Genomic DNA, 25,044 nt, shown 5'->3' with positions numbered 1-25,044 from the left:
TTTAGGATTCAGCAACACTCTATGTAACGATTTGTCTAAAAGCATGTAGCACACTCCGTTGTTATACGAATGCTAATTTGATATAATTAATCCCAAGATCTTTTGCAAGACCGTTTGTCTATCACTCTGCCAAGTGATAGATCTTTTTATTTTCTACGTGTTACTAACGAAGCGTTAACTCCTCTTGCTCTTAAATCTTTAATTACTACACGATAACTCATCGATGCCTCATGTTCCTCTTTTGTATCACGAAGCATTTTAAATTCCCTTATACATCGCTCCAGCTCTTCTTCCCAGTGATTTGATTCTTCGGTTGATTCTGCATTAAACATGTTATGAATACATTCACTCATACAGTTACGAAGTTTATTCGCAAATGAAAAATCTCCAGGAAGAACTAAATCATGAAGACGATTGTTTTTATCGTTCATGAATTACATCTCCTTTCTAATTAATTTGATGCTGTACGCATCGTTACAACCAGAAAGGAACATTGTAGAGGTATGGGAGGAACAATCCCTTTCTGGTCATAACGACAAGCACAGTGGCTTGTCCAAATGATTTATATAATGTTATAATTGCTTTACGATATTTTTCAGAGCTACTGTTGTCTAGGCGGTAGCTTTTTTATTTACCCATTTATGCTTCAAAATAAATGATGCTTCTATAATTTTGATTCGAATCCCCAACAATTTCTTCTCTTGCTTTAACTCAACTGTTTTTAAATCCTCATTAAGTAATTCTGCTATTTTAATTTCACCAGTTAGTTTTGCATCATAACGAATTAATTCCTTATATTCTTTTAAGCTAGGTTTCTTATAATCTACTGTCATTTTTATCCCTCCTTTACAGCATCTTCGTTAAAGTCATTAAGCTATCCACCGATTGAATAATAACGTTTTCCGCCATAGCCTTTTGCAACCAACTTCTTTGTATTTGTTCCATAATGCCAAAGTGAACTTGTTCAAGGGCTTGTACTACACATTGAGTAGCTTGGATTGTATCGAAGATTTCTTTTGCATGAACTGCATATTCATGTTTCTTTTTTTCATCATGCTTCCATGACCTTGTTGTAACTTGTAAGTTCATGATTTCCTTTGCTGCCGCAATCCCCTCTTCGGCCTGTTTAATGTAGTTCATCAATTGTAGATTTAAATCTTGAGTTAAACGTGGATCTGTAGGCGGTAATCCAACACCATAAATATGTTTAATCGCTTGTTGATTTAACTTTGCTCCTGTTGCATGGCACCAATCCATCGCAAGTTCAAATTCTGGTTTAGAAAGTCCGGATTCAATACGGGTTAATCTTTCATGTGTAATACCAAGGTACTTAGATAGCCCTTTCTTCGTTTTCAGCTGAACATTGTCACAACATTCTCTAGCATTTTGTAATAATTCTCCTATTGCTGAATTGCAGTATATGCTTGTTCCCATATCTGTTCGCCTCCATATTTAGTTTTCAAATAGTTACAATGAACTTAATACATATGTAACTTGTCTACTTTTCGTATAAAAAGAGAGGAACTACTCCTCAACGTTTTCTTTTACTTGTATTTCTTTGATGATAGCCCAACCAGCCTTGTAATATGCTTGACGGATTTTATCAATATCCTTTTGTGATTTTGGCTCAGGAGCCACAACATGGACTTTCGTTTTTCCAAATTCATAAGTCGCCGCATATTCTTCTTGTTGGCTCATGGTGTCACCTCTTGAAGTGCTTTTTATATGTTTATGCGACGGTTCTGTTGGTACTGCCATGTTAGTTGATGGCATTTTCTCACCTACTTTTACACAAGTTTCACAACAAATTCCACTTTACGTGTAATATTTATTCAAAAAAAATTGATGGATGTTCATTTAGTGCCTTTGCAACACACTTTAATTCTTGTGCTTTAAACGAACGTTTCCCTGCTTCTTTCATGTTATAAGCTGATACAGAAATACTAAGTTCTTTTGCCATAAATACTTGTGAAATACCCTTAGAAATTCTTAATTCCCGTATCTTTTGATTAATCTCCATTTAACACCACCTCATTCCACGTAACGTGAACCTTATATATCAATAATAATTACACGTAACGTGAAAGTCAATGTTATTTTTAACTTTTAGTGAATAAAGTTTCACATAACGTGAAATATTGTTAAAATAATTAACGAAAAGACAAATGGAAGAATGGAAGGATAAACTATGACTTTAGGCTATAGATTAAAAAAAGAAAGAGAAAGACGCAAATGGTCTCAAAAGTTTGTCGCCGAAAAAATCGGTATTACAAATACTGTCCTTTCAAATTATGAGCGCGACTATCGTGATCCCGATACAACAACATTAGGCAAATTAGCTGATTTATATGAAATATCTACAGACGAATTATTGGGTAGGTCTAACAAACTTTCTAAAAAGGAAGAACGCGATATTGCACGTGATTTAGAAAAAACATTAGAAGAATTAGAAAATAGCGAAGATGCTTTAATGTTTGACGGCGAACCAATAGACGAACACACAAAAGAAATGATTCGTATTTCTCTAGAAAACTCTATGCGCATGGCAAAACAATTAGCAAAACAAAAATTCACTCCAAACAAGTACAAAAAAGATTGAACGGAGCGAGAAATGAAAATTAAAGACTACGTAATGAAAATCGTAAAAAAACACGGCACAACAAACCCCTTTGAAATCGCTAAACGAAAAGATATTATAGTGTTGTTTGAAGACCTAGGGAATACTCTTGGTTTTTACAACACTTATAAACGCTTTAAATTCATTCATATTAATAATAGGATTGACGAAACTACACAACGCTTTGTGTGTGCCCACGAACTAGGACATGCCCTATTACACCCAAAAGCTAATACTCCATTTTTACGAAATAAAACCTTTTTTTCTGTAGATCGATTAGAGATCGAAGCAAATACATTTGCAGTCGAACTCTTATTACCTGATGAAATGATTTCTGAATATCAAGATACAAATCTATCAATTCAAGAAATAGCTGAAATCTATGGAATTCCAGAAAGTTTTGCTCGTTTAAAAAGCTATTAATATGAATTTTAAATACAACTTTATAAGTTAGGAGCTACATAAATGAAAATATTTTTCTCATTTCTATTTGCAATAGCAATGCTGGCCACGTTTATTTTATTAATCACATCTTTGGTATTTCGTTTAAAAAAGAAACCAAACACTAAGAAATATTTTAAGTTTACAGGAATAGCTTTTATTTTATCTATTATTTCATTAATTGTAGTTAACATGAACATGACACCACAGGAAAAACAAGAAATTCTCGCTAAACAAAAGGCTGAAGAAAAGTTAAAAGCCGAAGAAAAGCAAAAGGATAAAGAGCAAAAAGAGGCTGAAGAAAAGCTAAAAGCCAAAGAGAAACAAAAAGCTAAAGAGCAAAAAGAAGATGAAGAAAAGCTAAAAGCCGAAGAGAAACAAAAAGCTAAAGAACAAAAAGAGGCTGAGGAGAAACAAAAAGCTGAAGAGAAGAAATTAGCTGAGGAACAAAAAAAGGCTGAAGAAAAACAAAAAGAATTTACTTCCTATGCCCAAAACATTAGAGGCGGAAATTTTATTAAGGATATGAAACTTAATAATAAAGATGCTGAAATTACATTCCATGATTCATTTGCATCTTATAAATCAGCAAAACCAGATAGCAACGTTACTGAAGAACAATATAAACAATATTTTTCAACAGGGGATGCTATTGAAAAAATGTTTGTAAGCGAACCTGCGAGATTACTAAGACAATTTCCAGATTTGAATGCTGTAAAAATGACTCTTCCATTTGAAGGAAAAACATACAATATCAACTTAGATAGAAAATCATTAAATTCACACTTAGAATTTAAAATTGAGGATTTAAAAGTTGAAGATAAATCTTGGGTCAAGAAATTTAATGATCCATACGTATATAATAAAGCAAAACGTAAAGCGTTCTTTACAAAGTTTGTTATTGTTCAATGATTTTTAAGTTCATGCTATAATGATGAACTTTTCTCTTTCAATATTTAAAGGAGTATTTTTATGTCTGTAGAAAAAATTTATGATTTATTAAAAATTATAGCTCCACTTCTTGTGTTTCTATGTACTGTAATTGGTTTCTTTTATAATATGTATTTTAAAGTAAAAGTTATTAAAGATTATGATAAAATCTTTTTAAAAAAAGATGAAGTTCAAAAAATTAATTTTATGGATTCTCTTTTTAATTATTTTTTATTTGTTATTGGTATGTATGTAGCACCTGCTACAGGAATTAGTATGTATGTTACAGAAAGAACCGAAGATATTTCCCAGCTTTCCAAAAATATTTTACTTTCATTTTTATTTTTATTGCTAATTATATTTATCATTTCCATAGCAATTTACGCCTATATCTTTTTCTTTTCTAATATTCGTAAAAAACTTAAACATAAAAAAAGAAACCTAATAATTACTTTTATAAGTATAATCTCTAGTAGTATTTTATATAGTTCTATGCTTACCACTATATTTTTTGAAAAACAAAGTGAAGAATTCATGCTTAGCATTATATTATGGCCTATTATTTTAAGCCTTGTTTATTCTTCCATACTAAACTTTTATAATAACAAAGCAGTTAACACGTATCTGGTAAGCACAATAGAAAAAAAAGAACTTGATAAATTAAGCTTAATTCAAAGTCACATGCTGGATAATGATAAAATTGTATTATATGAAAGAAATACATCTATAGAAGATACATTTTATATGTGTGACTATTCCTCCGAAGTTTATTTAAAGTACCAGAAGCAAAACATATATAAACCTGACGTAATACGAAAGAACCCCAAAAATAAATTTTAGAAATAGCTCCAGAATGGGGCTTTTCTTTTGTTATTAACTATCTTTACTTCTTATGCCTATATACCTATCGTATAATAAACCATAACAAGGAGGTTTCCACAATGAAAACCGCACTCTACCTAAGAAAATCCCGTGCCGATTTAGAAGCCGAAGCACGTGGCGAAGGCGAAACTTTAGCAAAGCACCGGTCTACCCTACTGAAAATTGCCAAGGAAATGAACCTAAATGTTTTATCTGTTCGTGAGGAAATCGTTTCTGGTGAGAGCTTAGTGAAACGCCCTGAGATGTTAGCGCTACTTGAAGAGATTGAAGATAATAAATATGATGTTGTTCTTTGTATGGATATGGACCGTTTAGGTCGTGGTGGTATGAAAGAGCAAGGAATCATTTTAGAGACGTTTAAACGCTCGAATACGAAGATTATGACACCTAGGAAGACTTATGACCTTAATGATGAGTGGGATGAAGAATATAGCGAATTTGAAGCGTTTATGGCTCGTAAGGAGTTAAAGATTATTACACGACGTATGCAACGAGGTCGTGTCGCTAGTGTAGAGGCTGGGAATTACCTTGGTACACATGCACCATTCGGATATGATATACATCGTTTAAATAAGCGAGAGCGTACTTTAACGATTAATTCAGAAGAAGCTTCTGTTGTAAGGATGATATTTGATTGGTATGCAAATGAGGATATGGGCGCTAACGCAATCCGAAGCAAGTTAAATGATCTTGGTTACAAAAGTAAGTTAGGGAATGAATGGAACCCCTACAGCATCTTAGATATATTAAAAAACAATGTGTACATCGGAAAAGTAACATGGCAAAAGCGAAAAGAAGTAAAACGTCCTGACGCTGTAAAAAGAAGTTGTGCACGACAAGATAAATCGGATTGGATTATTGCAGATGGCAAACATGAGCCAATCATACCTGAAAGTTTATTTGAACAAGTACAAGAAAAATTAAACTCAAGATATCACGTTCCTTACAATACGAACGGAATTAAAAATCCTCTAGCTGGCATTATTAAATGTAGTAAATGTGGTTATAGCATGGTCCAACGTTATCCAAAGAATCGAAAAGAAACGATGGATTGTAAACACCGTGGCTGTGAAAACAAATCAAGTTATACTGAATTAATTGAGAAGCGTTTACTCGAGGCATTAAAAGAATGGTACATCAATTATAAAGCTAATTTTGAAAAACATAAGCAAGATAACAAATTAAAAGAAACACAAGTTATTCAAATGAATGAAGCTGCATTACGCAAGCTTGATAAAGAATTAGTAGATGTCCAAAAACAAAAAAATAATTTACATGATTTATTGGAGCGTGGTGTTTACACAGTCGATATGTTTTTAGAACGTTCGAATGTAATTTCTAATCGCATTACTGAAATTACTTCCACGATGGAAAACTTAAAGAAAGAAATTAAAACCGAAATTAAGAAGGAAAAAGTCAAGAAAGATACAATACCTCAAGTGGAGCATGTTCTTGATCTATACTTTAAGACAGATGATCCCAAAAAGAAAAATAGCCTCCTAAAATCGGTTTTAGAAAAGGCTGTTTATAAAAAGGAAAAGTGGCAGAGGCTCGATGATTTCGAACTTGTGCTTTACCCTAAGCTCCCTCAAGATGGCGACATATAAGCGTTTATGCTTTGTCGTCACCTTGTTGGTGTAATTAGATTTACCCCATTTAATCCTAAAGCATCATTCGTCGAAACCGCCAATACGACAGGCTTGCCATTTCTTAGCGTCGCTTTTGCTGCCATTAGTACTGGAGAATCTGTCATTGCATTTGCAAATTTACTCATAGAATTTCCTGTTAAAGGAGCGATTACCATGCAGTCTAATGGAATTTTAGGTCCAAGTGGCTCTGCTCCAACAATTGAATTAATTGCTTTAAAACCTGTTATTTCTTCAATCTTCTTAATCCACTCTGCTCCTTCTCCAAATCTAGTATTTGTTGATTGAACAGTGTATGAAACAACAGGACGTACTTCTGCTCCTTCAGCAATTAATTTTTCTAAGTGCGGCATAACTTCCTCATACGTACAATGTGAACCTGTAAATCCGAAACCAATTCGTTTCCCCTTCAAACTCATTTCTTTTCCTCCTCCTTTGCGATTGCATCTGCTGCTAATAACTGAGAAAGAACATTTGCTAAGATTTGCCCAGCCGTTTTTGGGGCAACAATACCTGGTAATCCAGGTGCTAGCAATGCTTTGACTCCTCTTTTTTCCGCATATCTAAAGTCGGTACCGCCTGGTTTAGAAGCTAAATCAATCACTAACGTATGAGCTGGCATTTTTGCAATAACATTCGCTGTTACAACGAGGTGCGGAATCGTATTAATTACAATATCGATATTTCCTACTTCTTTCTCTATGTCTTGCATATGAAAAGGAGAAAACATCATTTCTGTAATACGTGCAATATGTTCAGATCGTCTTGCTCCAACTTTGACATGGGCTCCTAATGATTGAAATGCTCTCGCAACACTCATTCCTGTTCTACCAAATCCTAGAACCATTACATTGGACCCATGAATTGTATAGTCGGTATGTTGAATTACCATCATTAATGTACCTTCTACCGTTGGAATAGAATTGTATATTGCTACATCATCACGATCAAATAATTTAACAAGTTTTCGGTTCGTAGTAGATACGAGATTTTCCAAGTAAGGTGTACCAATACCTGAATATATAGTAAAGTGTTCTGGTGTATTTTCAATTTGTTCTTTCGTTATTGAAACTTTTTCATTTGAAAAAATAGTATCTACTTCTCCTTTGGCATTTGTACCGGCAACCGGCAAAATAATTGCGTCTACAGAAGTGAAATCTAAATTTTGTATACTTTCTTTTGCTGCCCCTGTGAAACCATGATCTAACTGATCAAAACCTATCAAAGAAAGTTTCGCATCCAATTCAACTAGCTTACGAATTACTTCTAGCTGTCTTGCATCTCCTCCTATGACAGCAATATGCATCTCAGTCAACATTCCCTAATTCACCTTCTTTTTCTGTCATTTATAAGAAAAGTGCCTACTTTTTCTTTTTCCTCCACATCATATGTAATGTACGAGTTTATGGTGATTGAAAATCCAAATGCACATATGATTTATCAGGTTTCTATGTAGATACAAAAAAAGATGACCAAAATGGCCATCCTTCACTCCGAATTTGAACGATCTATACTATCACAAAGAAGCATATCGTGTCCGACTTTCTTTATTTGACTCCATGCCACCCTTACTTCTTGTGGTTCCTTTTTAAAACCTCCCCACTTCCCTACAGGTATTATAAGTGTTTGTATTTGCCCGTCTTTCTCATTAATCTCTAAATCCATATAACCTAAGACTCCCATTTTTTCCGCTTTTTCTATATCTACAACCTCTTTACCACTTAATTCACTTAATCGCATACACACTCCACTCCCCTAATGAATTTTTCATTTGCATTGTCTATAATTAGTACCTATTCTATATGTATAAAAAAAATAACCTTCTCTCATTTAAAAAGAGAGAAGGTTATTTTTTTTACATCGTAAAAATTGATTATAGTTTTATTCCTTTTGGAAGTTTTCCGTCTGGACTAATAAGTGCCGCAGAGAACTCGTCAGTAAACATATTGCGAATTAATCCGTCCACATTTTCTTTTGTTACAGTGTTTACACTTTCAATAATCTCATCAAGTGAACGATGTTTACGAAGAAGCAATTCATTTTTACCGTTACGGCTCATACGGCTATTTGTACTTTCTAAACTTAACATTAAGTTTCCTTTTAATTGCTCTTTACTATTCATAAGCTCTTTTTCTGTAATACCTGTATTTTTCAATGTCTCTAATGTTTCTTGCATTGTTTCATACAATGTATCTAATTGTTGGCTACCTGTTCCACCGTAAAGTGTTAACATGCCTGTATCTTCATAAGAAGAGTGGTAAGAAAATACTGAGTAAGCTAATCCACGTTGCTCACGTACTTCTTGGAATAAACGGCTACTCATGCTACCGCCTAAAACATTATTTAATACAATTAAGTTATAAATATCTTCGTGTCCCATTTGTAAGCCTTTATATCCTAGACATAAATGAGCTTGTTCCGTTTCTTTTTTACGGGCTACCTTATTGAAATGGAAAATTGGGCTATGTACTTGTTCACGGTTTGTTGTTCCTTCATAACTACCGAAATATTGCTCCACTGTTTGTAAAAATGCTTCATCAATATTTCCTGCGATTGATACAACTACATTTTCAGGTGTGTAATGATCTTTTATATATTGACGTAACGTATCACCTGTAAACGTATTAAGCGTTTCTTCTGTTCCTAAAATAGGATATCCAAGTGGATGCGTTTCATATGTTGCTTTCGTTAACATATCATGCACAATATCATCTGGAGCATCTTCGTACATTTTAATTTCTTCACATACGACATTCTTCTCTTTTTTCAATTCTTCTTCATCAAATGTTGAATTAAAGAACATGTCAGCTAATACATCTAAAGCATATTTAGCATGTTCATCTAGTACTTTTGCATAGTAACAAGTGTATTCTTTTGAAGTAAAAGCATTCACTTGTCCACCAATGCTATCAAATGATTCTGCAATTTCGCGTGCACTACGTGTTTCTGTCCCTTTAAAGAACATATGCTCTAAAAAGTGAGAAATCCCGTTATTTTTTTCATTTTCATTTCTTGATCCCGCATGGATCCAAATACCAATCGCAACCGATCTTACAGTTGGTATATTCTCCATAACTATTCTTACACCATTTTTACAAGTATATTTTTTAATCAAAAACTTTCCTCCTACTGCCAGTTTCTCTAAATAAGTGCTATTATTTAATGATAACAAGTTTAAGGATGAATGTCATGCAAATGTATTTAATCCACACGTTTTTCATCCAGTAATTCTGTTATATTCCCCACTTTATATCCTTGTTCCTTCAATTTTTTAATCATTGTATCTAATGCTTCTGCCGTTGACGAAGTAGGATGCATTAATACGATAGCACCTGGGTGTATTTTTCTCATTACTCTCTGCAATAGTACATCTGGCTCAGGTCGCTTCCAATCGATTGTATCGACAGTCCACATAATCGTTCCCATTTGGAAATCATCAGCGATTTTCACGACTTCATCCCGAAAACTTCCACTCGGCGGGGCAAACCATCTTACTTTTTGATTCGTTACTACTTCTATCATTCGATTTGTTTTTTGTAACTGCTCTCGTATTTCATCAGACGATAGCGTTTTCATATTAGGGTGCGTATAAGAATGATTTCCGACTTCTTGATTTGCATCGACAATCATTTTTGCAAATCGTAAATTTTCTTTCACCCAACGTCCTTCTAAAAAGAAAGTCGCCTTCACATCATGCTTTTTCAATATTTCTAATATACGAGGCAAATACTCATTTCCCCATGCCACATTTATTGTTAATCCTACCATTTTTTTATTCGGATGGCCTCTATAAATTGGAGCGGGTGATAAATCTTCTAAATGGACACTCGGTGATACTTCCTTGAATTCAAGGTGTTTTTGATCAAATTCCTTTAGCTTCTTCATATTGTTATAGGATGCTTCCATATCAACTTGTCTTCCATTATATCCTGGTGTTGCTTTCCATATTTTATCAATCATCGCATTTTGAGGTGCAATCTCATATTGTTTTGCATGCTTTTGAATTTCTTCATATAAGTTATCCTGTGCAAAAACAGAATAAGAGCCTAAGCTGACATATAAAGAAAATATACATATGTATGCCAATATACGAACTTTCATATAAACCCTCCCAATTTAACTATATAAAAAACATTTTTCTTCTTATCTTTGTTAATTTGAGCGTTATAATGAAAACTATACCTATGCTGACATAAAAATATATATAAATCATATTTTTACATAACAAAAAAGCCAGTTAAACTGGCTTTTACTTATTGCTGCTCTTGTTTGTTTTCTTCTTTAGCAGCTTCTTTTTCTTGCTCTTCTTTTAGCAATACTTTTCTAGATAGATTTACGCGACCTTGCTTGTCAATCTCGATAACTTTAACCGTAATTACATCACCGATTTTTACAACGTCTTCTACTTTACCTACACGCTCAAGTGCAAGTTCAGAAATGTGAACTAATCCATCTTTACCGCTGAATAATTCAACGAAAGCACCGAATTTCTCAACACGTTTCACTTTTCCTTCGTAGATTTCACCTACTTGTACTTCGCGAACGATATCTTCGATAATTTTCTTAGCTTTGTCGTTCATTTCTTGGTTTATTGAAGAAATGAATACTGTGCCATCTTGCTCGATGTCAATTTTAACGCCAGTTTCTTCAATAATTTTATTGATTTGTTTACCGCTCGGTCCGATAACGTCACGGATTTTATCTGGATTAATTGTCATTGTAATAATCTTTGGAGCGTACGCTGATAATTCAGTGCGTGGCTCTGGAATAACAGATAACATATGATTTAGAATGTGCACACGACCAACTTTCGCTTGTTGTAATGCCTCTTCTAAAATTTCACGAGATAGACCATCGATTTTAATGTCCATTTGTAGTGCAGTTACACCTTGTGCTGTACCTGCTACTTTAAAGTCCATATCACCTAAATGATCTTCCATACCTTGAATATCAGATAAAATTGTGTAATGCTCACCAGTTTTAACTAGACCCATTGCAATACCTGCAACTGGAGCTTTAAGTGGAACACCAGCATCCATCATTGCTAAAGTACTACCACAAATACTTGCTTGTGAAGTAGAACCATTTGATTCTAAAACTTCAGATACAAGACGTACTGTGTATGGGAAATCTTTTTCAGATGGAATTACAGGCTCAAGTGCGCGTTCTCCTAGTGCACCGTGACCGATTTCACGACGACCTGGTCCACGCATTGGTCTTGTTTCACCAACACTAAATGATGGGAAATTGTAATGGTGCATAAAGCGTTTTGATTCTTCTACGCCAAGACCATCTAAAATTTGCACATCGCCTAATGCACCTAATGTACAAATACTTAATGCTTGTGTTTGTCCACGAGTGAACAAACCAGAACCGTGTGTACGAGATAAAATACCAACCTCTGATGCTAATGGGCGGATTTCGTCACCTTTACGGCCATCTGGACGGATTTTTTCAACTGTAATAAGACGACGTACTTCTTCTTTTACAATTTTATATAAAATCTCATTTACTTGTCCTAATGTATCAGCGTCAGCTTCCTGCGCTTCGTAATGCTCAATAACACGCTTTTTCACTTCGTTAATTGCATCTTCACGTGCATGTTTCTCATGTACTTGAATTGCTGAATGCATATCTTCTTCAGCCATTTCACGTACAGCTTGGTTAAGATCAGCGTCAACTTCATAAAGTTTCACTTCTGATTTCTCTTTACCTACAGCTTGTACAATCTCTTCTTGGAATGCAATTAGACGTTTAATTTCGTCATGACCAAACATAATTGCTTCTAACATTGTTTCTTCAGGTACTTGATCTGCTCCTGCTTCAACCATGTTAATCGCATCTTTCGTACCAGCTACAACTAAGTGGATATCACTTTGTTCTTGCTGTTCTACTGTTGGGTTAATAACGAATTCGCCATTAATACGGCCAACTGTCGCACCAGCGATTGGACCTTCAAATGGAATATCTGAAATCGATAACGCTAATGAAGAACCAAGCATAGCTGCCATTTCAGAAGAACAATCTTGATCAACACTCATTACAATGCTGACAACTTGTACTTCATTACGGAAGCCATCTGCGAATAGCGGACGAATTGGACGGTCGATTAAACGACTTGCCAAAATTGCTTTTTCACTTGGACGACCTTCACGCTTAATAAAACCGCCAGGAATTTTTCCGACTGCATATAAACGCTCTTCATAGTTTACTGTAAGTGGGAAGAAATCTACATTTTTTGCTTCTTTTGATGCAGTTGCTGTAGATAGAACCGCTGTATCGCCATATCTTACTAATACTGCTCCGTTCGCTTGTTTTGCAAGCTGACCAGTTTCAACTGTTAGCTGGCGACCAGCTAAATCTATCGAGAAGACTTGCTTTTCTTGACTCATTTAAGTACCCCTCTCAATTTAAAGTATTCAATTCTTCTATGTAAATGGATAGTATATCACAATATTCTACCTCTAGTATTGCCTAAAATTAAGTAAGCTATAAAGCGTAGAAGATATATTTTTACCTAACAAAAAAGCGGGAATATTCCCGCTTCTTTGACTATCGACGTAAGCCAAGCTTTGTGATTAATTCACGGTAACGTGTGATATCGCTATTACGAAGGTAAGTTAGTAAGTTACGACGTTTACCAACCATCTTTAATAGACCACGACGTGAATGATGATCTTTCTTGTGAGTACGTAAGTGCTCGTTTAGAGTGTTAATTTGCTCCGTTAGGACAGCAATTTGAACCTCTGGAGAACCAGTATCAGTCTCATGAGTTCTAAATTGTGCAATGATTTCATTTTTACGTTCTTGTGTTAAAGCCATCCTATTTCACCTCCTATTAATTAAACCCCCAATTACCTAGCAAGCGTCGGTGAGTCGCAATGCCAAGCAATGGTTGTCATAAAGTACATAACATAGAATACTACTTTTCATTTGAAAAAGCAAGTATATTCTTCTCGCTCATAAAATATTCTTGTGCTGTTTTCTTATCTTTTGCGATTTGTTCAACTAACTCATCAATACCGTTGAATTTCTTTTCTGATCTTATACGCATATGCCACTCTACTGTAACATTTTGATCGTATATATCTTTGTTAAATTCAAATAAGTGCACTTCAATTGATAATTGACGCTCATCTTCTTTAAAAGTCGGTTTATATCCAATATTACATACACCATCGTACCATTCATCGTGAACTTTTAATCTCACTGCATAAACACCTACAGGTGGCAATAAATACTCATCACTTAAACCTACATTAGCTGTTGGGAAACCAATTTGACGCCCACGTTTGTCGCCGTGTATAACTGTTCCCGCTACAGTATAGGCTCTACCTAAAATAGATGGAATTTGCTCCATTTCGCCATTTCGAATTAACTTTCGTAATGCTGTAGAACTTACTTTCTCTTCTTGAAATTCAACTTTTTCAATCACAGTCTGTGTAAACTCCCCTCTTGCATGAAATGGTAAAGTCTCCATCTTTCCCTTTCCTAAACGTCCATATGAATAATCAAACCCTGCTACTACATGCTTTACATTTAAACCAATAATATAATCATCTACAAATTGTTGCGGTAATAACCCTGCAAATGATTCATCAAATTTAATCACATATAATATATCGATTCCTAAGCTTTCGACTATTTTTTCTTTATCGCGCATTGGTGTAATATACTCCACATGCGCATCCTTTTTCCCTAAAACAACAGATGGATGAGGATGAAATGTCATAACTGCACTTTTATATCCTCGTTCGTCCGCTATTTTTTTCGCAGTTCGAATTACACATTGATGTCCTAAATGAATGCCATCAAAAAATCCTAATGCCATTACAGTAGGTGGTAATTCTAATTTATTTTGTTCATGTGGATGAGTTAAATGAATAAGTTTCACGCTTGAATTCACCTTTTTCTGTAATAATCCTTCCAATAATTCATTATAGCTTTAGTTCTTGATTATTCACAAGTACTTTCATCGGCTTTAACATCCCAGGATGTTTCGGATGATGTTCATAAATTGCTAAGCAACGATCATTTTTATCAAACACTGTAATAAATGGTGCTGTTATTTCTAATTCATTCTTTAAGAACATACCATTCTTTATTTTCTCTGCTTGCTTTTCATCTACAACCATTTTTGGAAACTTGCTTAATGCTTGATCAATTGAAATGAAGATAGACTCTACTGTTCCATTTTGCACGTTTTCTTCAATTTCTTCAAATGATATGCAATCTTCTAATAAAAATTCACCAGATGCCGTTCTTACAAGATGAGACATATGTGATGGGAAACCAAGTTTCTCCCCGATCATTACAGCTAACGTTCTTACATATGTTCCTTTACTACACGTTACACGGAAACGGAATGAAATATTTTCTCCTTCAAAAACTTCACGATCATCAAGTAATACGAATTCATGAATTGTAATTGTACGAACTGGACGTTCCACCTCTTGTCCTGCTCTTGCATATTCGTATAATTTTTTCCCGTTTACTTTTACAGCCGAGAACATTGGTGGCATTTGTTCAATCGTGCCTGTTAATTCCGCAAGGACTTTCTCTACTTCCTTACGAGTAATAGTACGATTTACATTTTTCGTTTCAACAACCTCACCAGAAGCATCTTCAGTTGTCGTTGAAAACCCTAATGTTACTTCACCTTCATATGTTTTCGTTTCACTTGTTAAAAATTGTGCAATTTTCGTTGCTCTTCCAACGCAAATTGGTAATACTCCTGTTACATCTGGGTCTAATGTTCCCGTATGACCAATTCTCTTTTCTCGCAATATCTTTCTTAATTTAAATACACAATCATGTGATGTCATGCCTTTTGGCTTATGTAATAATACTACACCTTCCATATATGTTCACCTCATCATAATTCTTTCGTATTAAATATCCAAAACTTATTTTGCATTGAAAAAATGGATAGACAAATGTCTATCCATTATTCTTCACGTTTACCGTCTTTATTAATTTCATGTAAAAGTGTATCAATTCGATGACCATATCCGATAGACTCATCAAACTCAAAGGTAATTTCCGGTGTTTTACGAAGACGAATACGTTGGCCAATCTCTGAACGAATAAAGCCTTTTGCCTTCGCTAAACCTTTTAAAGTATTTTCTTTCTGTTCTTCGTCACCTAAAACAGAAATATATACTTTAGCAATTTGTAAATCACCACTCACTTGTACATCTGTTACTGTAACAAATCCAATACGTGGGTCTTTAATTTTACGACTGATAATGTCGCCTAATTCTTTTTTCATTTGCTCGCCCACACGGTTCGCACGTAATTTCATAACTCTTCACCTCATTCAATACCATTCCAAATGTGTTATTGTACGTTCAATTTCAGGAAATGAATCGATGTACTCAAGTACACGATTCATTTCTTTTTCACAGATAACACGATTTGAGGATACGGAAACAATTGCAATTTCTGTACGTTGCCATACATCTTGGTGCCCAACTTCAGAAACAGCTACATTATAGCGCTGTTTCACACGAGTTAACACACGTTGTAAAATTGCACGTTTCTCTTTTAAAGAATGCACATCGTAAATCATACACTCGAATGAGAGTGAAGCGATAATCATCGCTTCACTTCTTCCATAATGTACGCTTCAATGATGTCCCCTTCTTTAAGATCATTATATCTCTCAATTGTAATACCACACTCATAGTTTTGTGCAACTTCTTTTACGTCGTCTTTGAAACGTTTTAACGTATCAAGTTGTCCTTCGAAAATTACTACGCCGTCACGGATAATACGTACGCCACTATCACGCGTAATTTTACCGTCTGTTACGTAACAACCTGCGATTGTTCCAACTTTTGTTACTTTAAACGTTTGACGAACTTCTGCTTGACCGATTACTTTTTCTTCGAATTCTGGATCAAGCATACCTTGCATAGCTGCTTCAATCTCTTCGATTACTTTATAAATAATACGGTGTAAACGAATATCAACGTTCTCTAATTCAGCTGTACGCTTCGCGTTCACATCTGGACGTACGTTAAATCCAATTACAATTGCATTAGATGCAGAAGCTAAAATGATATCAGATTCTGTAATCGCACCTACACCAGTGTGAATGATTTTAACTTTTACGCCTTCAACATCAATTTTACGAAGTGATGCTGCCATCGCTTCAACAGAACCTTGTACGTCTGCTTTTACGATTAAGTTAATTTCTTTTACATCGCCCTCTTGGATTTGTTGGAATAAATCTTCAAGGCTTAATTTAGATTTCTCACCACGTTGTGCAACTAACGCTTCTTGTGCACGTGATTCACCAATTTGACGAGCTTTCTTCTCATCAGCGAATGCCATGAAACGATCTCCAGCTTGTGGTACTTCGTTTAAACCAGTAATTTCAACAGGAGTTGATGGACCAGCAACTTTTACACGACGACCAATATCACTTACCATTGCACGAACACGTCCGAATGAAGTTCCAACAACGATTGGATCTCCAACTCGAAGCGTACCGTTTTGAACAAGTAATGTCGCGATAGTTCCTTTACCTTTATCAAGCTGTGCTTCGATTACTGTACCAGTTGCATAGCGGTTTGGATTTGCTTTATATTCTTCTACTTCACTTACAAGAAGGATCATTTCTAGTAAGTTGTCAATGCCTTCGCCTTGAATTGCAGAAATTGGTACGAAAATAGTATCTCCGCCCCAAGCTTCTGGAACTAATTCATATTCAGTTAGTTCTTGCATTACGCGATCAGGGTTTGCAGCTGGTTTATCCATTTTATTCACAGCAACAATAATTGGTACTCCTGCTGCCTTCGCATGGTTAATTGCTTCAACCGTTTGTGGCATAACACCGTCATCCGCTGCAACAACAAGGATTGTAATATCCGTTACTTGTGCACCACGAGCACGCATCGTTGTAAATGCTGCGTGACCAGGTGTATCTAAGAATGTGATCTTCTTATCGTTTACTTCAACTTGATATGCACCGATATGCTGAGTAATTCCACCCGCTTCGCCTGCAGTTACTTTTGAGTTACGAATAGAATCCAGTAATGTTGTTTTACCGTGGTCAACGTGTCCCATGATTGTAACTACAGCTGGACGTTCTTTTAAGTTCTCTTCATCATCTTGCTCATCAATGAATGTTTCAAACTCAGTCTCGCTCACAATTACTTCTTCTTCTACTTCAATACCGTAGTCGTTAGCAATTAACTCAATTGTATCTTTATCCAAGTCTTGGTTAATTGTTGCCATAATTCCAAGCATGAAGAGCTTCTTAATAATTTCAGATGGCTCTTTGCTTAATTTTTTAGCAAGATCTCCTACTGTAAGGCTTCCAGAGAAAGTAATTTTATCTGGTGTTTCTACAATTTGAGTTTGTTGTCTACCAGCAAAGTTTTCTTGACGTTTGTCTTCGTTTCCTTTGCCTTTTTTCTTTTTCTTATTGCTGTTCTTTTTACTGCGAACAACTTTTTCTTCTACTTCAAACTCATCTGCAACAGAAGGTTTTTCAGTTTGATATTCATTATCTAATTTATTTACTACTTCATCGTCTAACATTGTCATATGATTCGAAACCTCGATATTCATTTCTTTTAGTTTTGTCATAAGATCTTTACTTGAGATATTATGTTTTTTTGCATATTCATGCACTCGAATTTTACTCATACCTTCACCCCCGGTAATTTGTATCGAGCATGCTACGCAGCTTTTTCGCAAAGCCTTCATCTAACACAGCTACAACGACTCGCTCATCTCTCCCAATCGCATGCCCTAATTGTTGTCGATTTTCGACCTTTCTCATTGGTACGTTGTAGTACGTAGTTTTATCTGTGATGCGTTTTGTAGTATTTACTGACGCATCTTCAGATAGCAATACAAGTTTTGCTTTGCCACTTCGTACTTCTTTTAAAACGAGTTCTTCACCCGAAATAATTTTCCGAGCCCGGTTTGCTAGTCCTAAAAACGATTTCCAATCGGACACTTATTTCGACTCCTTCTCAACAAGCTCAAGAAGCTCTTCATATAAAGAACCGTCGATTTTCGCTTTTAGATGATGTTCCAAAACATTTTTCTTTTGAGCTTGAAGAATGCTCTCCTTGTCCTTCGACAAGTAAGCACCTCGTCCTGATTTTTTCCCAGTTAAATCAATGGACACTTCTCCCTCTTTGGAACGAACAATGCGAACGAGCTCTCGTTTTGATTTCATTTCTTGCGTTGCAACACATTTTCGTAACGGAACTTTTCGATTGCTCATACTCATCACCTCTATTCGATTTCGTCTTCCACTGAATCGAATCCAAATGCGATTACGCTATCTTCTTCTGTTACAATACCAAGTTGTTTCGCATCAGACTCACTCTTAATGTCAATTTTCCAGCCTGTTAATTTAGCTGCAAGACGTGCATTTTGTCCACGCTTACCGATAGCTAATGATAGCTGGTGGTCTGGAACAACTACTGTTGTCGCTTTTTCTTCTTCATCTACAAGTACTTTAACAACTTGTGATGGGCTTAATGCATTTGCAACATATTCAACTGGATCATTTGACCAGCGAACGATGTCAATTTTTTCACCTTTTAATTCGTCTACAATGCGTTGTACACGTTGCCCTTTTGGTCCTACACAAGAACCAACTGGATCAACATCAGTGTTCTCTGCATATACAGAGATTTTAGAGCGATCGCCAGCTTCACGTGCTACAGAACGAATTTCTACAGTTCCATCATAGATTTCAGGAACTTCCATTTCGAATAAACGTTTTAAAAGACCAGGATGTGTACGTGATACGTAAATTTGTGGTCCTTTTGTCGTTTTTTCTACTTTCGTAATGAATACGCGAATACGATCATGTGGTTTGTATTGCTCATTAGGCATTTGCTCACTTACAGGTAATAAAGCTTCTACTTTTCCTAAGCTTACATAGATAAAACGAGCATCTTGACGTTGTACAATACCTACCATAATATCTTCTTCACGATCACTAAACTCAGAGTAAATAACACCGCGCTCTGCTTCACGCACTCGTTGTGTTACAACTTGTTTTGCAGTTTGTGCTGCAATACGTCCAAAGTCTTTTGGTGTTACTTCAATTTCTAGTACGTCACCATCTTGGTAGTTTGGATTAATTTGTCTTGCTTCCTCTACAGAAATTTCAAGACGTGGATCAAACACATTGTCTACTACGTCTTTACGTGCTAAAACTTGAATTGTTCCCACTTCTGGGTTAAAGCTCACACGAACGTTTTGTGCTTGATTAAAATTGCGCTTATAAGCAGAGATTAAAGCTGCTTCAATCGCATCAATAATAATGTCTTTGCTAATGCCTTTTTCAGATTCTAATACGAGCAAAGCATCTAATAACTCAGTGCTCATGAAGATCCCCCTTCTAACTAAAACGTAACAGCAAGTCGCGCATTTGCGACTTTATCCATCGAAATTTGGATTTCTTTTTTACGTGTTTTAATTGTTAATAATAATGTTATTGTTGTACCATCGTAAGAAAGCAGTTTTCCTTCAAACATCTTTTCACCATCAATCGGCTCATATGTTTTAATTGCCACTTGTTTTCCTACCGCTTGCTGGAAGTCTTTTTCTTTCTTTAATGGGCGTTCCGCTCCAGGAGATGATACATCCAAAAAGTAAAGATGAGGAATTGGGTCCTCTTTATCTAAAGCTTCGCTTAAACGTTCACTTACCGCACCGCATTCTTCAATGTCGACTCCCTTTTCAGAATCGATGAATACGCGTAAGAACCAGTCTTGTCCTTCTTTCACATACTCTACATCTACAAGTTCAAGATTTAACTCTTCAACGATCGGCTGCGCAAATGCTTCTACAACTTCTGTGACTTTCTTATCCATAAACAGCCTCCTTCCTGCCGTCATGTACCATTTAAAAGAAGAAGACCCCGCCAATTTAAAAACGGTCTATCTTATTCTTTCTCGTTAGCTAACAAAAGCCCCTGCTGTTCAGCAGGGATTATCTGTCTTAGTATTACCAAATTTAAGAAGTAAAACTTGTAACAAAATATGTATATACGACAGAAATCTTTTACCTATCTACGTAGATAAAACATAGATAGTAACACGAAAGAGTGGGTTTCCCCACTCTTTTCTTTACACAATATACATGACATGGTTATCTCGGTTAATAGTATATCATAGGAAATGTTGATTTGCAAAGACTTTTCCTACCTACTAGAACAGTGATAACTGGTTTTGATCTGGTAAGTCTCCTAAACAACCTTGGCTATCTAAATACTCAATAATTGTTTTCGAAACCTTACTTCGCTGTTGCAAGTCTTCTTTTGATAAGAAGTCTCCATTTTTACGTGCTTCTACAATACTTAAAGCTGCGTTTGTGCCAAGACCAGGTACTGCATTAAATGGAGGGATTAATGTATCTCCATCAATAATAAATTCTGTTGCATGTGAGCGGTATAAATCCACCTTTTGGAATGAGTATCCACGCTCACACATTTCAAGTGTCATTTCTAGTACCGTTAATAAACTCTTCTCTTTCGGCGCAGCATCGAGTCCCTTTTGAGCAATTTCATCAATTCTTGCACGTATAGATGCTGAACCTTTCGCCATTGCCTCTACATCAAAATCATCTGCACGAACTGTAAAATATGCGGCATAGAATAACAGTGCAAAATGTACTTTAAAGTATGCGATACGTACAGCCATAAGTACGTAAGCAGCCGCATGGGCTTTAGGGAACATGTATTTAATCTTCTTACATGAATCAATATACCAACCTGGTACATTATTATTTTTCATGTCTTCTTCCCATTCTTCCGGTACACCTTTACCTTTACGAACTGACTCCATGATTTTGAAGGCTAATGATGGATCTAGACCTTGATAGATTAAATATACCATGATGTCATCACGACAACCGATAACTTCGCTCAGCGTACATGTACCGTTATAAATTAACTCGTTTGCATTACCAAGCCATACGTCGGTACCATGTGATAGTCCAGAAATTTGGACTAACTCTGAGAATGTCGTCGGTTTTGTCTCTTCTAACATCTGTCTTACGAATTTTGTACCAAACTCTGGTATACCAAGTGTACCTGTTTTACAGTTAATTTGTTCTTCCGTTACCCCTAACGATTCTGGACCAGAGAAAATTTTCATTACTTCTGGATCATCCGTTGGGATTGTTTTCGGATCAATACCACTTAAATCTTGTAACATACGAATAACGGTCGGATCATCGTGTCCTAGTATATCAAGTTTCAATAAATTATCATGAATCGAGTGGAAATCAAAATGCGTTGTTCTCCATTCAGCACCAATTGAATCAGCTGGATACTGTATTGGTGAGAAATCAAAGATATCCATGTAATCTGGCACAACGATAATACCGCCTGGATGCTGTCCTGTTGTACGTTTTACACCGGTACACCCTGCTACTAAGCGATCAATCTCTGCATTTCGAATCGTTAAGTTATGATCATTTGCATAACCTTTTACATATCCGTAAGCAGTTTTTTCCGCAACTGTACCAATCGTTCCTGCACGATATACATAGTCTTCACCGAACAGTACTTTCGTATAGTTATGGGCACGTGGTTGGTATTCCCCGGAGAAGTTCAAATCGATATCGGGTACCTTATCTCCTTTAAATCCAAGGAATGTTTCGAACGGAATGTCATGTCCATCTTTTACATATGGAATATTACAAGCAGGACATTCTTTATCTGGTAAGTCAAAACCAGAGCCTACAGAACCATCATTAAAGAATTCTGATTGCTTACACTTCGGACATACATAGTGTGGTGGTAATGGGTTTACTTCTGTAATTTCCATCATCGTTGCAACAAATGATGATCCTACCGATCCACGCGAACCTACTAGATATCCGTCTACTAACGATTTTTTCACAAGCTTATGTGAAATTAAATAAATTACGGCGAATCCATGCCCAATAATACTTTTTAATTCTTTTTCTAAACGTGCTTCTACAATTTCCGGTAGCTCTTCACCATAAATGCTACGCGCCATTTTATAACTCATATCACGCGTTTCATCATCAGCACCTTCAATTTTCGGTGTGTATAAATCGTCTTTTACTGGATGCACATCACCAATTAATGACGCAATCTTTTGTGTATTTGTTACAACAACTTCTTTCGCTTTATCTTCACCTAAGAATGAAAAACATTCTAACATTTCATCAGTTGTACGGAAATGTACTGGCGGTAATGAATGTCGATTTAACGGATTGGCTCCGCCCTGCGAACTGACTAAAATTTTACGATACATTGCATCCTCAGGGTCTAAATAATGCACGTTTCCTGTAGCAACAACTGGTTTATCTAACGTCTCACCTAGTTTTACTAAGTTAGAAATAATTGTTTTTAATTGACCTTCGTCTCGAACAAGTTCACGTTCTACTAAATGACGCAACACCTCTGGAGGCATTACTTCAATGTAATCATAGAACTGGGCAATTTCTTCTACCTCTTCAGGTGCCTTTTGCATCATTGCCTCGAAAACTTCACCTTTATCACAAGCCGTTCCTACTAAAATTCCTTCACGGTATTTTTTTAATAGTGACCTCGGCACACGTGGTACACGGTAAAAGTAATTAAGGTGAGAATATGAAACAAGTTTATATAAATTTTTCAATCCAACATCTGATGTGGCAAGTAACGTCATATGACTTGGACGGCCACGCTTATACGCATCCCCTTGTCCCATGCTATCATTTAATTGATCGTGATATTCAAATCCCTTTTCAATTACGTCTTTCAACATTTTCACAAGTAAATATCCCGTCGCTTCTGTATCATAAATCGCACGGTGATGTTGTGTTAATTCAATATCAAGTTTTTTACACATCGTATTTAATCGATGATTTTTCATTTCTGGGAATAAGAATCGTGCAAGTTCTAACGTATCAATAACGGGGTTATTCGTTTTTTCTAGTCCAGCCTTTTTAAAACCTACGTTAATAAAGCCCATATCAAAGCTCGCGTTATGGGCAACAAGTGTATGGTCGCCCATCCATTCCTCAAACTTTTTAAACACTTCGTCCACTTCAGGTGCATCAGTTAACATATCATCTGTAATACCTGTTAATTCAATGATCGTCGCCGATAATGGTTGATGCGGATTTGCAAAAGATTCAAAGCGGTCAATAATTTCGCCACCCTTTACTTTTACAGCAGCCAACTCAATAACTGTATCGTATACAGCTGATAAACCTGTCGTCTCAACGTCGAAAACAACATACGTTTCCTCTGCAAGTAAACGATGCGCTTCGTTATATGCTATCGGTACACCATCATTAACTAAATTTGCTTCTACACCATATATAACTTTAACTCCAGCCTTCTTCCCCGCAGAATACGCCTCTGGGAAAGACTGAGCCACGGCATGGTCTGTAACCGCAATAGCCTCATGTCCCCATTTACCAGCTTGAGCAACAAGCTTAGAAACTGGAGTGACAGCGTCCATTTGACTCATCGGAGTATGGAGATGCAGCTCTACTCGTTTTTCGCCTTCTGGTGCTTTATCTTTACGAGACGGTCCTGTTATTTCATTAATATCATTTGCAATCATTACTAAATCTCGAACGAATGTATCGTTTTGAACAGAACCACGCGCTTTCACCCACATTCCTTTTTTCAAGGATTGCAGCATTGGAATATCTTCTTTGTCACGCGAGAACATTTTGATCATAATAGAATCCGTATAATCCGTTATTTTTAAAGTTAATAACGTACGTCCACTACGAAGCTCTTTTGTTTCTACATGGAAGACATATCCTTGAACCGTTTTTCTTCTTTCTTCATCTTGAATTTCTCGCATCGGTGTAATCTCTTCATCTGGCTTAATAAGATACCCGAGTGTAATCGGTCCTTCATACACAACGCTGCTTTCCTCAGCTTGCTTCTTCGCCATTTCTTCCATAGCTTGTATAACACGCTCGCGGTCTTCTTGCTGCGTTTGTTCACGAAACTTTTGCATTTCTTCTGTATTTTGCTGTATATGTGTGTCTAACTGAAAACGCGGGAATCCAAAAATTTCGTATTGATCCCCTACTGGTTTCGCAACGTTTTTCTTTAAAGCAGTAGACTCCAACTCGTTATTCACATTTATTAGCAACTTCACTCCATTCACCTGTGGAAGCTGCTTCTTTAAGTATGCGAACATAGGTGAAAATGTAATTCGTTCCGTACAAAGCGGCCAATACGCCCTCACTTCTTCTTCTGTAAATTGTTTATTCTCTGTTTCTAATGCAAATGTTGTTCTTGCAATATGAGAAAATGATTGCTTAAGCTTTGTTTCTAGCAATTCATATAATTCTGTAGGCAAAATACGTGGCACTTGTAAATCAAAATGCCAACTTTTATTCGCTTTATCAATAACGAGCCTTTCAATACCACCGCCTTGTAAATATTGATTTATAAGGTCGTCTGGTATTTGCAACTGCTGGAGCAAAATTTGAAATCGCTCTTGTTGTTCATTTGTTAAAGACATAAGCACTCTCCTTCCATTTGCTATTATAAATTGAAAC

General features: G+C 35.9%; 26 protein-coding genes and 1 pseudogene. 5 read left to right on the top strand and 22 right to left on the bottom strand.

The window, feature by feature from the left end:
- Positions 1-146: 146 nt before the first annotated feature.
- The 5 genes from ACTFO4_RS05480 to ACTFO4_RS05460 all read right to left on the bottom strand — a co-directional run bounded on the left by ACTFO4_RS05480 (position 147) and on the right by ACTFO4_RS05460 (position 2,020).
- Entirely contained in the window at positions 147-431 is a 285-nt protein-coding gene (locus ACTFO4_RS05480) for a hypothetical protein (RefSeq protein ID WP_000998370.1), read from the bottom strand.
- 180 nt (positions 432-611) lie between these two features.
- The gene (locus ACTFO4_RS05475; protein WP_098300026.1) at positions 612-833 is read right to left on the bottom strand and encodes an RNA polymerase subunit sigma; all 222 of its coding nucleotides are present in this window, start codon (positions 831-833) and stop codon (positions 612-614) included.
- 13 nt (positions 834-846) lie between these two features.
- On the bottom strand, positions 847-1,434 hold the full coding sequence (locus ACTFO4_RS05470; protein ID WP_257115646.1) for a sporulation sigma factor-processing peptidase: 588 nt from the start codon (positions 1,432-1,434) through the stop codon (positions 847-849).
- 90 nt (positions 1,435-1,524) lie between these two features.
- Entirely contained in the window at positions 1,525-1,773 is a 249-nt protein-coding gene (locus ACTFO4_RS05465; protein ID WP_002082295.1) for a hypothetical protein, read from the bottom strand.
- A gap of 55 nt (positions 1,774-1,828) precedes the next feature.
- Positions 1,829-2,020 carry a helix-turn-helix domain-containing protein gene (locus ACTFO4_RS05460; RefSeq protein ID WP_097826050.1) on the bottom strand — a complete coding sequence of 64 codons (192 nt, stop codon included), beginning with the start codon at positions 2,018-2,020 and terminating at the stop codon, positions 1,829-1,831.
- A gap of 168 nt (positions 2,021-2,188) precedes the next feature.
- Here ACTFO4_RS05460 and ACTFO4_RS05455 point away from each other — a divergent pair, with 168 nt between their 5' ends.
- The 5 genes from ACTFO4_RS05455 to ACTFO4_RS05435 all read left to right on the top strand — a co-directional run bounded on the left by ACTFO4_RS05455 (position 2,189) and on the right by ACTFO4_RS05435 (position 6,477).
- Complete coding sequence (locus tag ACTFO4_RS05455; RefSeq protein WP_000172329.1) at positions 2,189-2,599, top strand: helix-turn-helix domain-containing protein; 411 nt, start codon at positions 2,189-2,191, stop codon at positions 2,597-2,599.
- Between the two features lie 12 nt (positions 2,600-2,611).
- Positions 2,612-3,040, top strand: coding sequence for an ImmA/IrrE family metallo-endopeptidase (locus ACTFO4_RS05450; protein ID WP_063548463.1), 429 nt, complete (start codon positions 2,612-2,614; stop codon positions 3,038-3,040).
- 42 nt (positions 3,041-3,082) lie between these two features.
- Positions 3,083-3,970 carry a hypothetical protein gene (locus tag ACTFO4_RS05445; protein ID WP_400154623.1) on the top strand — a complete coding sequence of 296 codons (888 nt, stop codon included), beginning with the start codon at positions 3,083-3,085 and terminating at the stop codon, positions 3,968-3,970.
- A gap of 60 nt (positions 3,971-4,030) precedes the next feature.
- Positions 4,031-4,828: a hypothetical protein gene (locus ACTFO4_RS05440; protein WP_257115648.1), complete on the top strand. Its 798-nt coding sequence runs from the start codon at positions 4,031-4,033 to the stop codon at positions 4,826-4,828.
- A 101-nt stretch (positions 4,829-4,929) separates the two neighbouring features.
- Entirely contained in the window at positions 4,930-6,477 is a 1,548-nt protein-coding gene (locus ACTFO4_RS05435) for a recombinase family protein (protein WP_257115649.1), read from the top strand.
- A gap of 32 nt (positions 6,478-6,509) precedes the next feature.
- Here the strand turns inward: ACTFO4_RS05435 and dpaB are convergent.
- The 17 genes and pseudogenes from dpaB to ACTFO4_RS05350 form a co-directional block, all read right to left on the bottom strand.
- Positions 6,510-6,935, bottom strand: a pseudogene (gene dpaB, locus ACTFO4_RS05430) (dipicolinate synthase subunit B); the annotation flags it as partial.
- Positions 6,932-7,834 carry a dipicolinic acid synthetase subunit A gene (gene dpaA / locus ACTFO4_RS05425; RefSeq protein ID WP_000954735.1) on the bottom strand — a complete coding sequence of 301 codons (903 nt, stop codon included), beginning with the start codon at positions 7,832-7,834 and terminating at the stop codon, positions 6,932-6,934. The gene dpaA and the pseudogene dpaB, both read right to left, overlap by 4 nt.
- Before the next feature lie 170 nt (positions 7,835-8,004).
- Entirely contained in the window at positions 8,005-8,256 is a 252-nt protein-coding gene (locus ACTFO4_RS05420) for a YlmC/YmxH family sporulation protein (protein WP_001239759.1), read from the bottom strand.
- Between the two features lie 133 nt (positions 8,257-8,389).
- Positions 8,390-9,631 carry a M16 family metallopeptidase gene (locus ACTFO4_RS05415; RefSeq protein WP_000592996.1) on the bottom strand — a complete coding sequence of 414 codons (1,242 nt, stop codon included), beginning with the start codon at positions 9,629-9,631 and terminating at the stop codon, positions 8,390-8,392.
- Positions 9,632-9,717: 86 nt separating this feature from the next.
- Positions 9,718-10,617: a polysaccharide deacetylase family protein gene (locus tag ACTFO4_RS05410; protein ID WP_017672874.1), complete on the bottom strand. Its 900-nt coding sequence runs from the start codon at positions 10,615-10,617 to the stop codon at positions 9,718-9,720.
- Between the two features lie 152 nt (positions 10,618-10,769).
- Positions 10,770-12,908, bottom strand: coding sequence for a polyribonucleotide nucleotidyltransferase (gene pnp / locus ACTFO4_RS05405; RefSeq protein WP_000076737.1), 2,139 nt, complete (start codon positions 12,906-12,908; stop codon positions 10,770-10,772).
- 160 nt (positions 12,909-13,068) lie between these two features.
- Positions 13,069-13,338: a 30S ribosomal protein S15 gene (gene rpsO / locus ACTFO4_RS05400; protein ID WP_001229392.1), complete on the bottom strand. Its 270-nt coding sequence runs from the start codon at positions 13,336-13,338 to the stop codon at positions 13,069-13,071.
- Between the two features lie 100 nt (positions 13,339-13,438).
- Positions 13,439-14,410, bottom strand: coding sequence for a bifunctional riboflavin kinase/FAD synthetase (gene ribF / locus ACTFO4_RS05395; protein WP_000766707.1), 972 nt, complete (start codon positions 14,408-14,410; stop codon positions 13,439-13,441).
- Positions 14,411-14,453: 43 nt separating this feature from the next.
- Complete coding sequence (gene truB / locus ACTFO4_RS05390; protein ID WP_000399356.1) at positions 14,454-15,377, bottom strand: tRNA pseudouridine(55) synthase TruB; 924 nt, start codon at positions 15,375-15,377, stop codon at positions 14,454-14,456.
- 86 nt (positions 15,378-15,463) lie between these two features.
- Positions 15,464-15,820, bottom strand: a complete 357-nt coding sequence (rbfA, locus tag ACTFO4_RS05385) for a 30S ribosome-binding factor RbfA (RefSeq protein ID WP_000776437.1) — start codon at positions 15,818-15,820, stop codon at positions 15,464-15,466.
- Positions 15,821-15,835: 15 nt separating this feature from the next.
- Entirely contained in the window at positions 15,836-16,117 is a 282-nt protein-coding gene (locus ACTFO4_RS05380) for a DUF503 domain-containing protein (RefSeq protein ID WP_000582363.1), read from the bottom strand.
- Complete coding sequence (infB, locus tag ACTFO4_RS05375; protein WP_000036343.1) at positions 16,114-18,174, bottom strand: translation initiation factor IF-2; 2,061 nt, start codon at positions 18,172-18,174, stop codon at positions 16,114-16,116. The genes ACTFO4_RS05380 and infB overlap by 4 nt, the downstream gene beginning before the upstream one ends.
- A gap of 4 nt (positions 18,175-18,178) precedes the next feature.
- Positions 18,179-18,490, bottom strand: a complete 312-nt coding sequence (locus tag ACTFO4_RS05370; protein WP_001286523.1) for a YlxQ family RNA-binding protein — start codon at positions 18,488-18,490, stop codon at positions 18,179-18,181.
- Positions 18,491-18,763 (bottom strand): RNase P modulator RnpM, encoded by a 273-nt coding sequence (gene rnpM, locus ACTFO4_RS05365; RefSeq protein WP_000071127.1) that lies wholly within the window; start codon positions 18,761-18,763, stop codon positions 18,491-18,493.
- Positions 18,764-18,774: 11 nt separating this feature from the next.
- The gene (gene nusA / locus ACTFO4_RS05360; RefSeq protein WP_000102604.1) at positions 18,775-19,881 is read right to left on the bottom strand and encodes a transcription termination factor NusA; all 1,107 of its coding nucleotides are present in this window, start codon (positions 19,879-19,881) and stop codon (positions 18,775-18,777) included.
- Between the two features lie 17 nt (positions 19,882-19,898).
- Complete coding sequence (gene rimP, locus ACTFO4_RS05355) at positions 19,899-20,369, bottom strand: ribosome maturation factor RimP (protein ID WP_000359096.1); 471 nt, start codon at positions 20,367-20,369, stop codon at positions 19,899-19,901.
- Between the two features lie 336 nt (positions 20,370-20,705).
- On the bottom strand, positions 20,706-25,007 hold the full coding sequence (locus ACTFO4_RS05350; protein WP_061457648.1) for a PolC-type DNA polymerase III: 4,302 nt from the start codon (positions 25,005-25,007) through the stop codon (positions 20,706-20,708).
- Positions 25,008-25,044 lie beyond the last annotated feature (37 nt).

This window comes from Bacillus cereus group sp. MYBKT14-1 (assembly GCF_051915185.1).
Taxonomy (GTDB): Bacteria; Bacillota; Bacilli; order Bacillales; family Bacillaceae_G; genus Bacillus_A; species Bacillus_A cereus.
Note: the sequence above shows the minus strand (reverse complement) of the source record. Positions and strands in the feature narration are given on the sequence as shown.

Excerpts from the sequence above, each read along its gene's own strand:
- ACTFO4_RS05480 (WP_000998370.1), bottom strand. The coding sequence starts at position 431 with ATGAACGATAAAAACAATCGTCTTCATGATTTAGTTCTTCCTGGAGAT.
- ACTFO4_RS05475 (WP_098300026.1), bottom strand. The coding sequence starts at position 833 with ATGACAGTAGATTATAAGAAACCTAGCTTAAAAGAATATAAGGAATTA.
- ACTFO4_RS05470 (WP_257115646.1), bottom strand. The coding sequence starts at position 1,434 with ATGGGAACAAGCATATACTGCAATTCAGCAATAGGAGAATTATTACAA.
- ACTFO4_RS05465 (WP_002082295.1), bottom strand. The coding sequence starts at position 1,773 with ATGCCATCAACTAACATGGCAGTACCAACAGAACCGTCGCATAAACAT.
- ACTFO4_RS05460 (WP_097826050.1), bottom strand. The coding sequence starts at position 2,020 with ATGGAGATTAATCAAAAGATACGGGAATTAAGAATTTCTAAGGGTATT.
- ACTFO4_RS05455 (WP_000172329.1), top strand. The coding sequence starts at position 2,189 with ATGACTTTAGGCTATAGATTAAAAAAAGAAAGAGAAAGACGCAAATGG.
- ACTFO4_RS05450 (WP_063548463.1), top strand. The coding sequence starts at position 2,612 with ATGAAAATTAAAGACTACGTAATGAAAATCGTAAAAAAACACGGCACA.
- ACTFO4_RS05445 (WP_400154623.1), top strand. The coding sequence starts at position 3,083 with ATGAAAATATTTTTCTCATTTCTATTTGCAATAGCAATGCTGGCCACG.
- ACTFO4_RS05440 (WP_257115648.1), top strand. The coding sequence starts at position 4,031 with ATGTCTGTAGAAAAAATTTATGATTTATTAAAAATTATAGCTCCACTT.
- ACTFO4_RS05435 (WP_257115649.1), top strand. The coding sequence starts at position 4,930 with ATGAAAACCGCACTCTACCTAAGAAAATCCCGTGCCGATTTAGAAGCC.
- dpaA (WP_000954735.1), bottom strand. The coding sequence starts at position 7,834 with ATGTTGACTGAGATGCATATTGCTGTCATAGGAGGAGATGCAAGACAG.
- ACTFO4_RS05420 (WP_001239759.1), bottom strand. The coding sequence starts at position 8,256 with ATGCGATTAAGTGAATTAAGTGGTAAAGAGGTTGTAGATATAGAAAAA.
- ACTFO4_RS05410 (WP_017672874.1), bottom strand. The coding sequence starts at position 10,617 with ATGAAAGTTCGTATATTGGCATACATATGTATATTTTCTTTATATGTC.
- pnp (WP_000076737.1), bottom strand. The coding sequence starts at position 12,908 with ATGAGTCAAGAAAAGCAAGTCTTCTCGATAGATTTAGCTGGTCGCCAG.
- rpsO (WP_001229392.1), bottom strand. The coding sequence starts at position 13,338 with ATGGCTTTAACACAAGAACGTAAAAATGAAATCATTGCACAATTTAGA.
- truB (WP_000399356.1), bottom strand. The coding sequence starts at position 15,377 with ATGGAAGGTGTAGTATTATTACATAAGCCAAAAGGCATGACATCACAT.
- rbfA (WP_000776437.1), bottom strand. The coding sequence starts at position 15,820 with ATGAAATTACGTGCGAACCGTGTGGGCGAGCAAATGAAAAAAGAATTA.
- ACTFO4_RS05380 (WP_000582363.1), bottom strand. The coding sequence starts at position 16,117 with ATGATTATCGCTTCACTCTCATTCGAGTGTATGATTTACGATGTGCAT.
- infB (WP_000036343.1), bottom strand. The coding sequence starts at position 18,174 with ATGAGTAAAATTCGAGTGCATGAATATGCAAAAAAACATAATATCTCA.
- rnpM (WP_000071127.1), bottom strand. The coding sequence starts at position 18,763 with ATGAGCAATCGAAAAGTTCCGTTACGAAAATGTGTTGCAACGCAAGAA.
- nusA (WP_000102604.1), bottom strand. The coding sequence starts at position 19,881 with ATGAGCACTGAGTTATTAGATGCTTTGCTCGTATTAGAATCTGAAAAA.
- rimP (WP_000359096.1), bottom strand. The coding sequence starts at position 20,369 with ATGGATAAGAAAGTCACAGAAGTTGTAGAAGCATTTGCGCAGCCGATC.
- ACTFO4_RS05350 (WP_061457648.1), bottom strand. The coding sequence starts at position 25,007 with ATGTCTTTAACAAATGAACAACAAGAGCGATTTCAAATTTTGCTCCAG.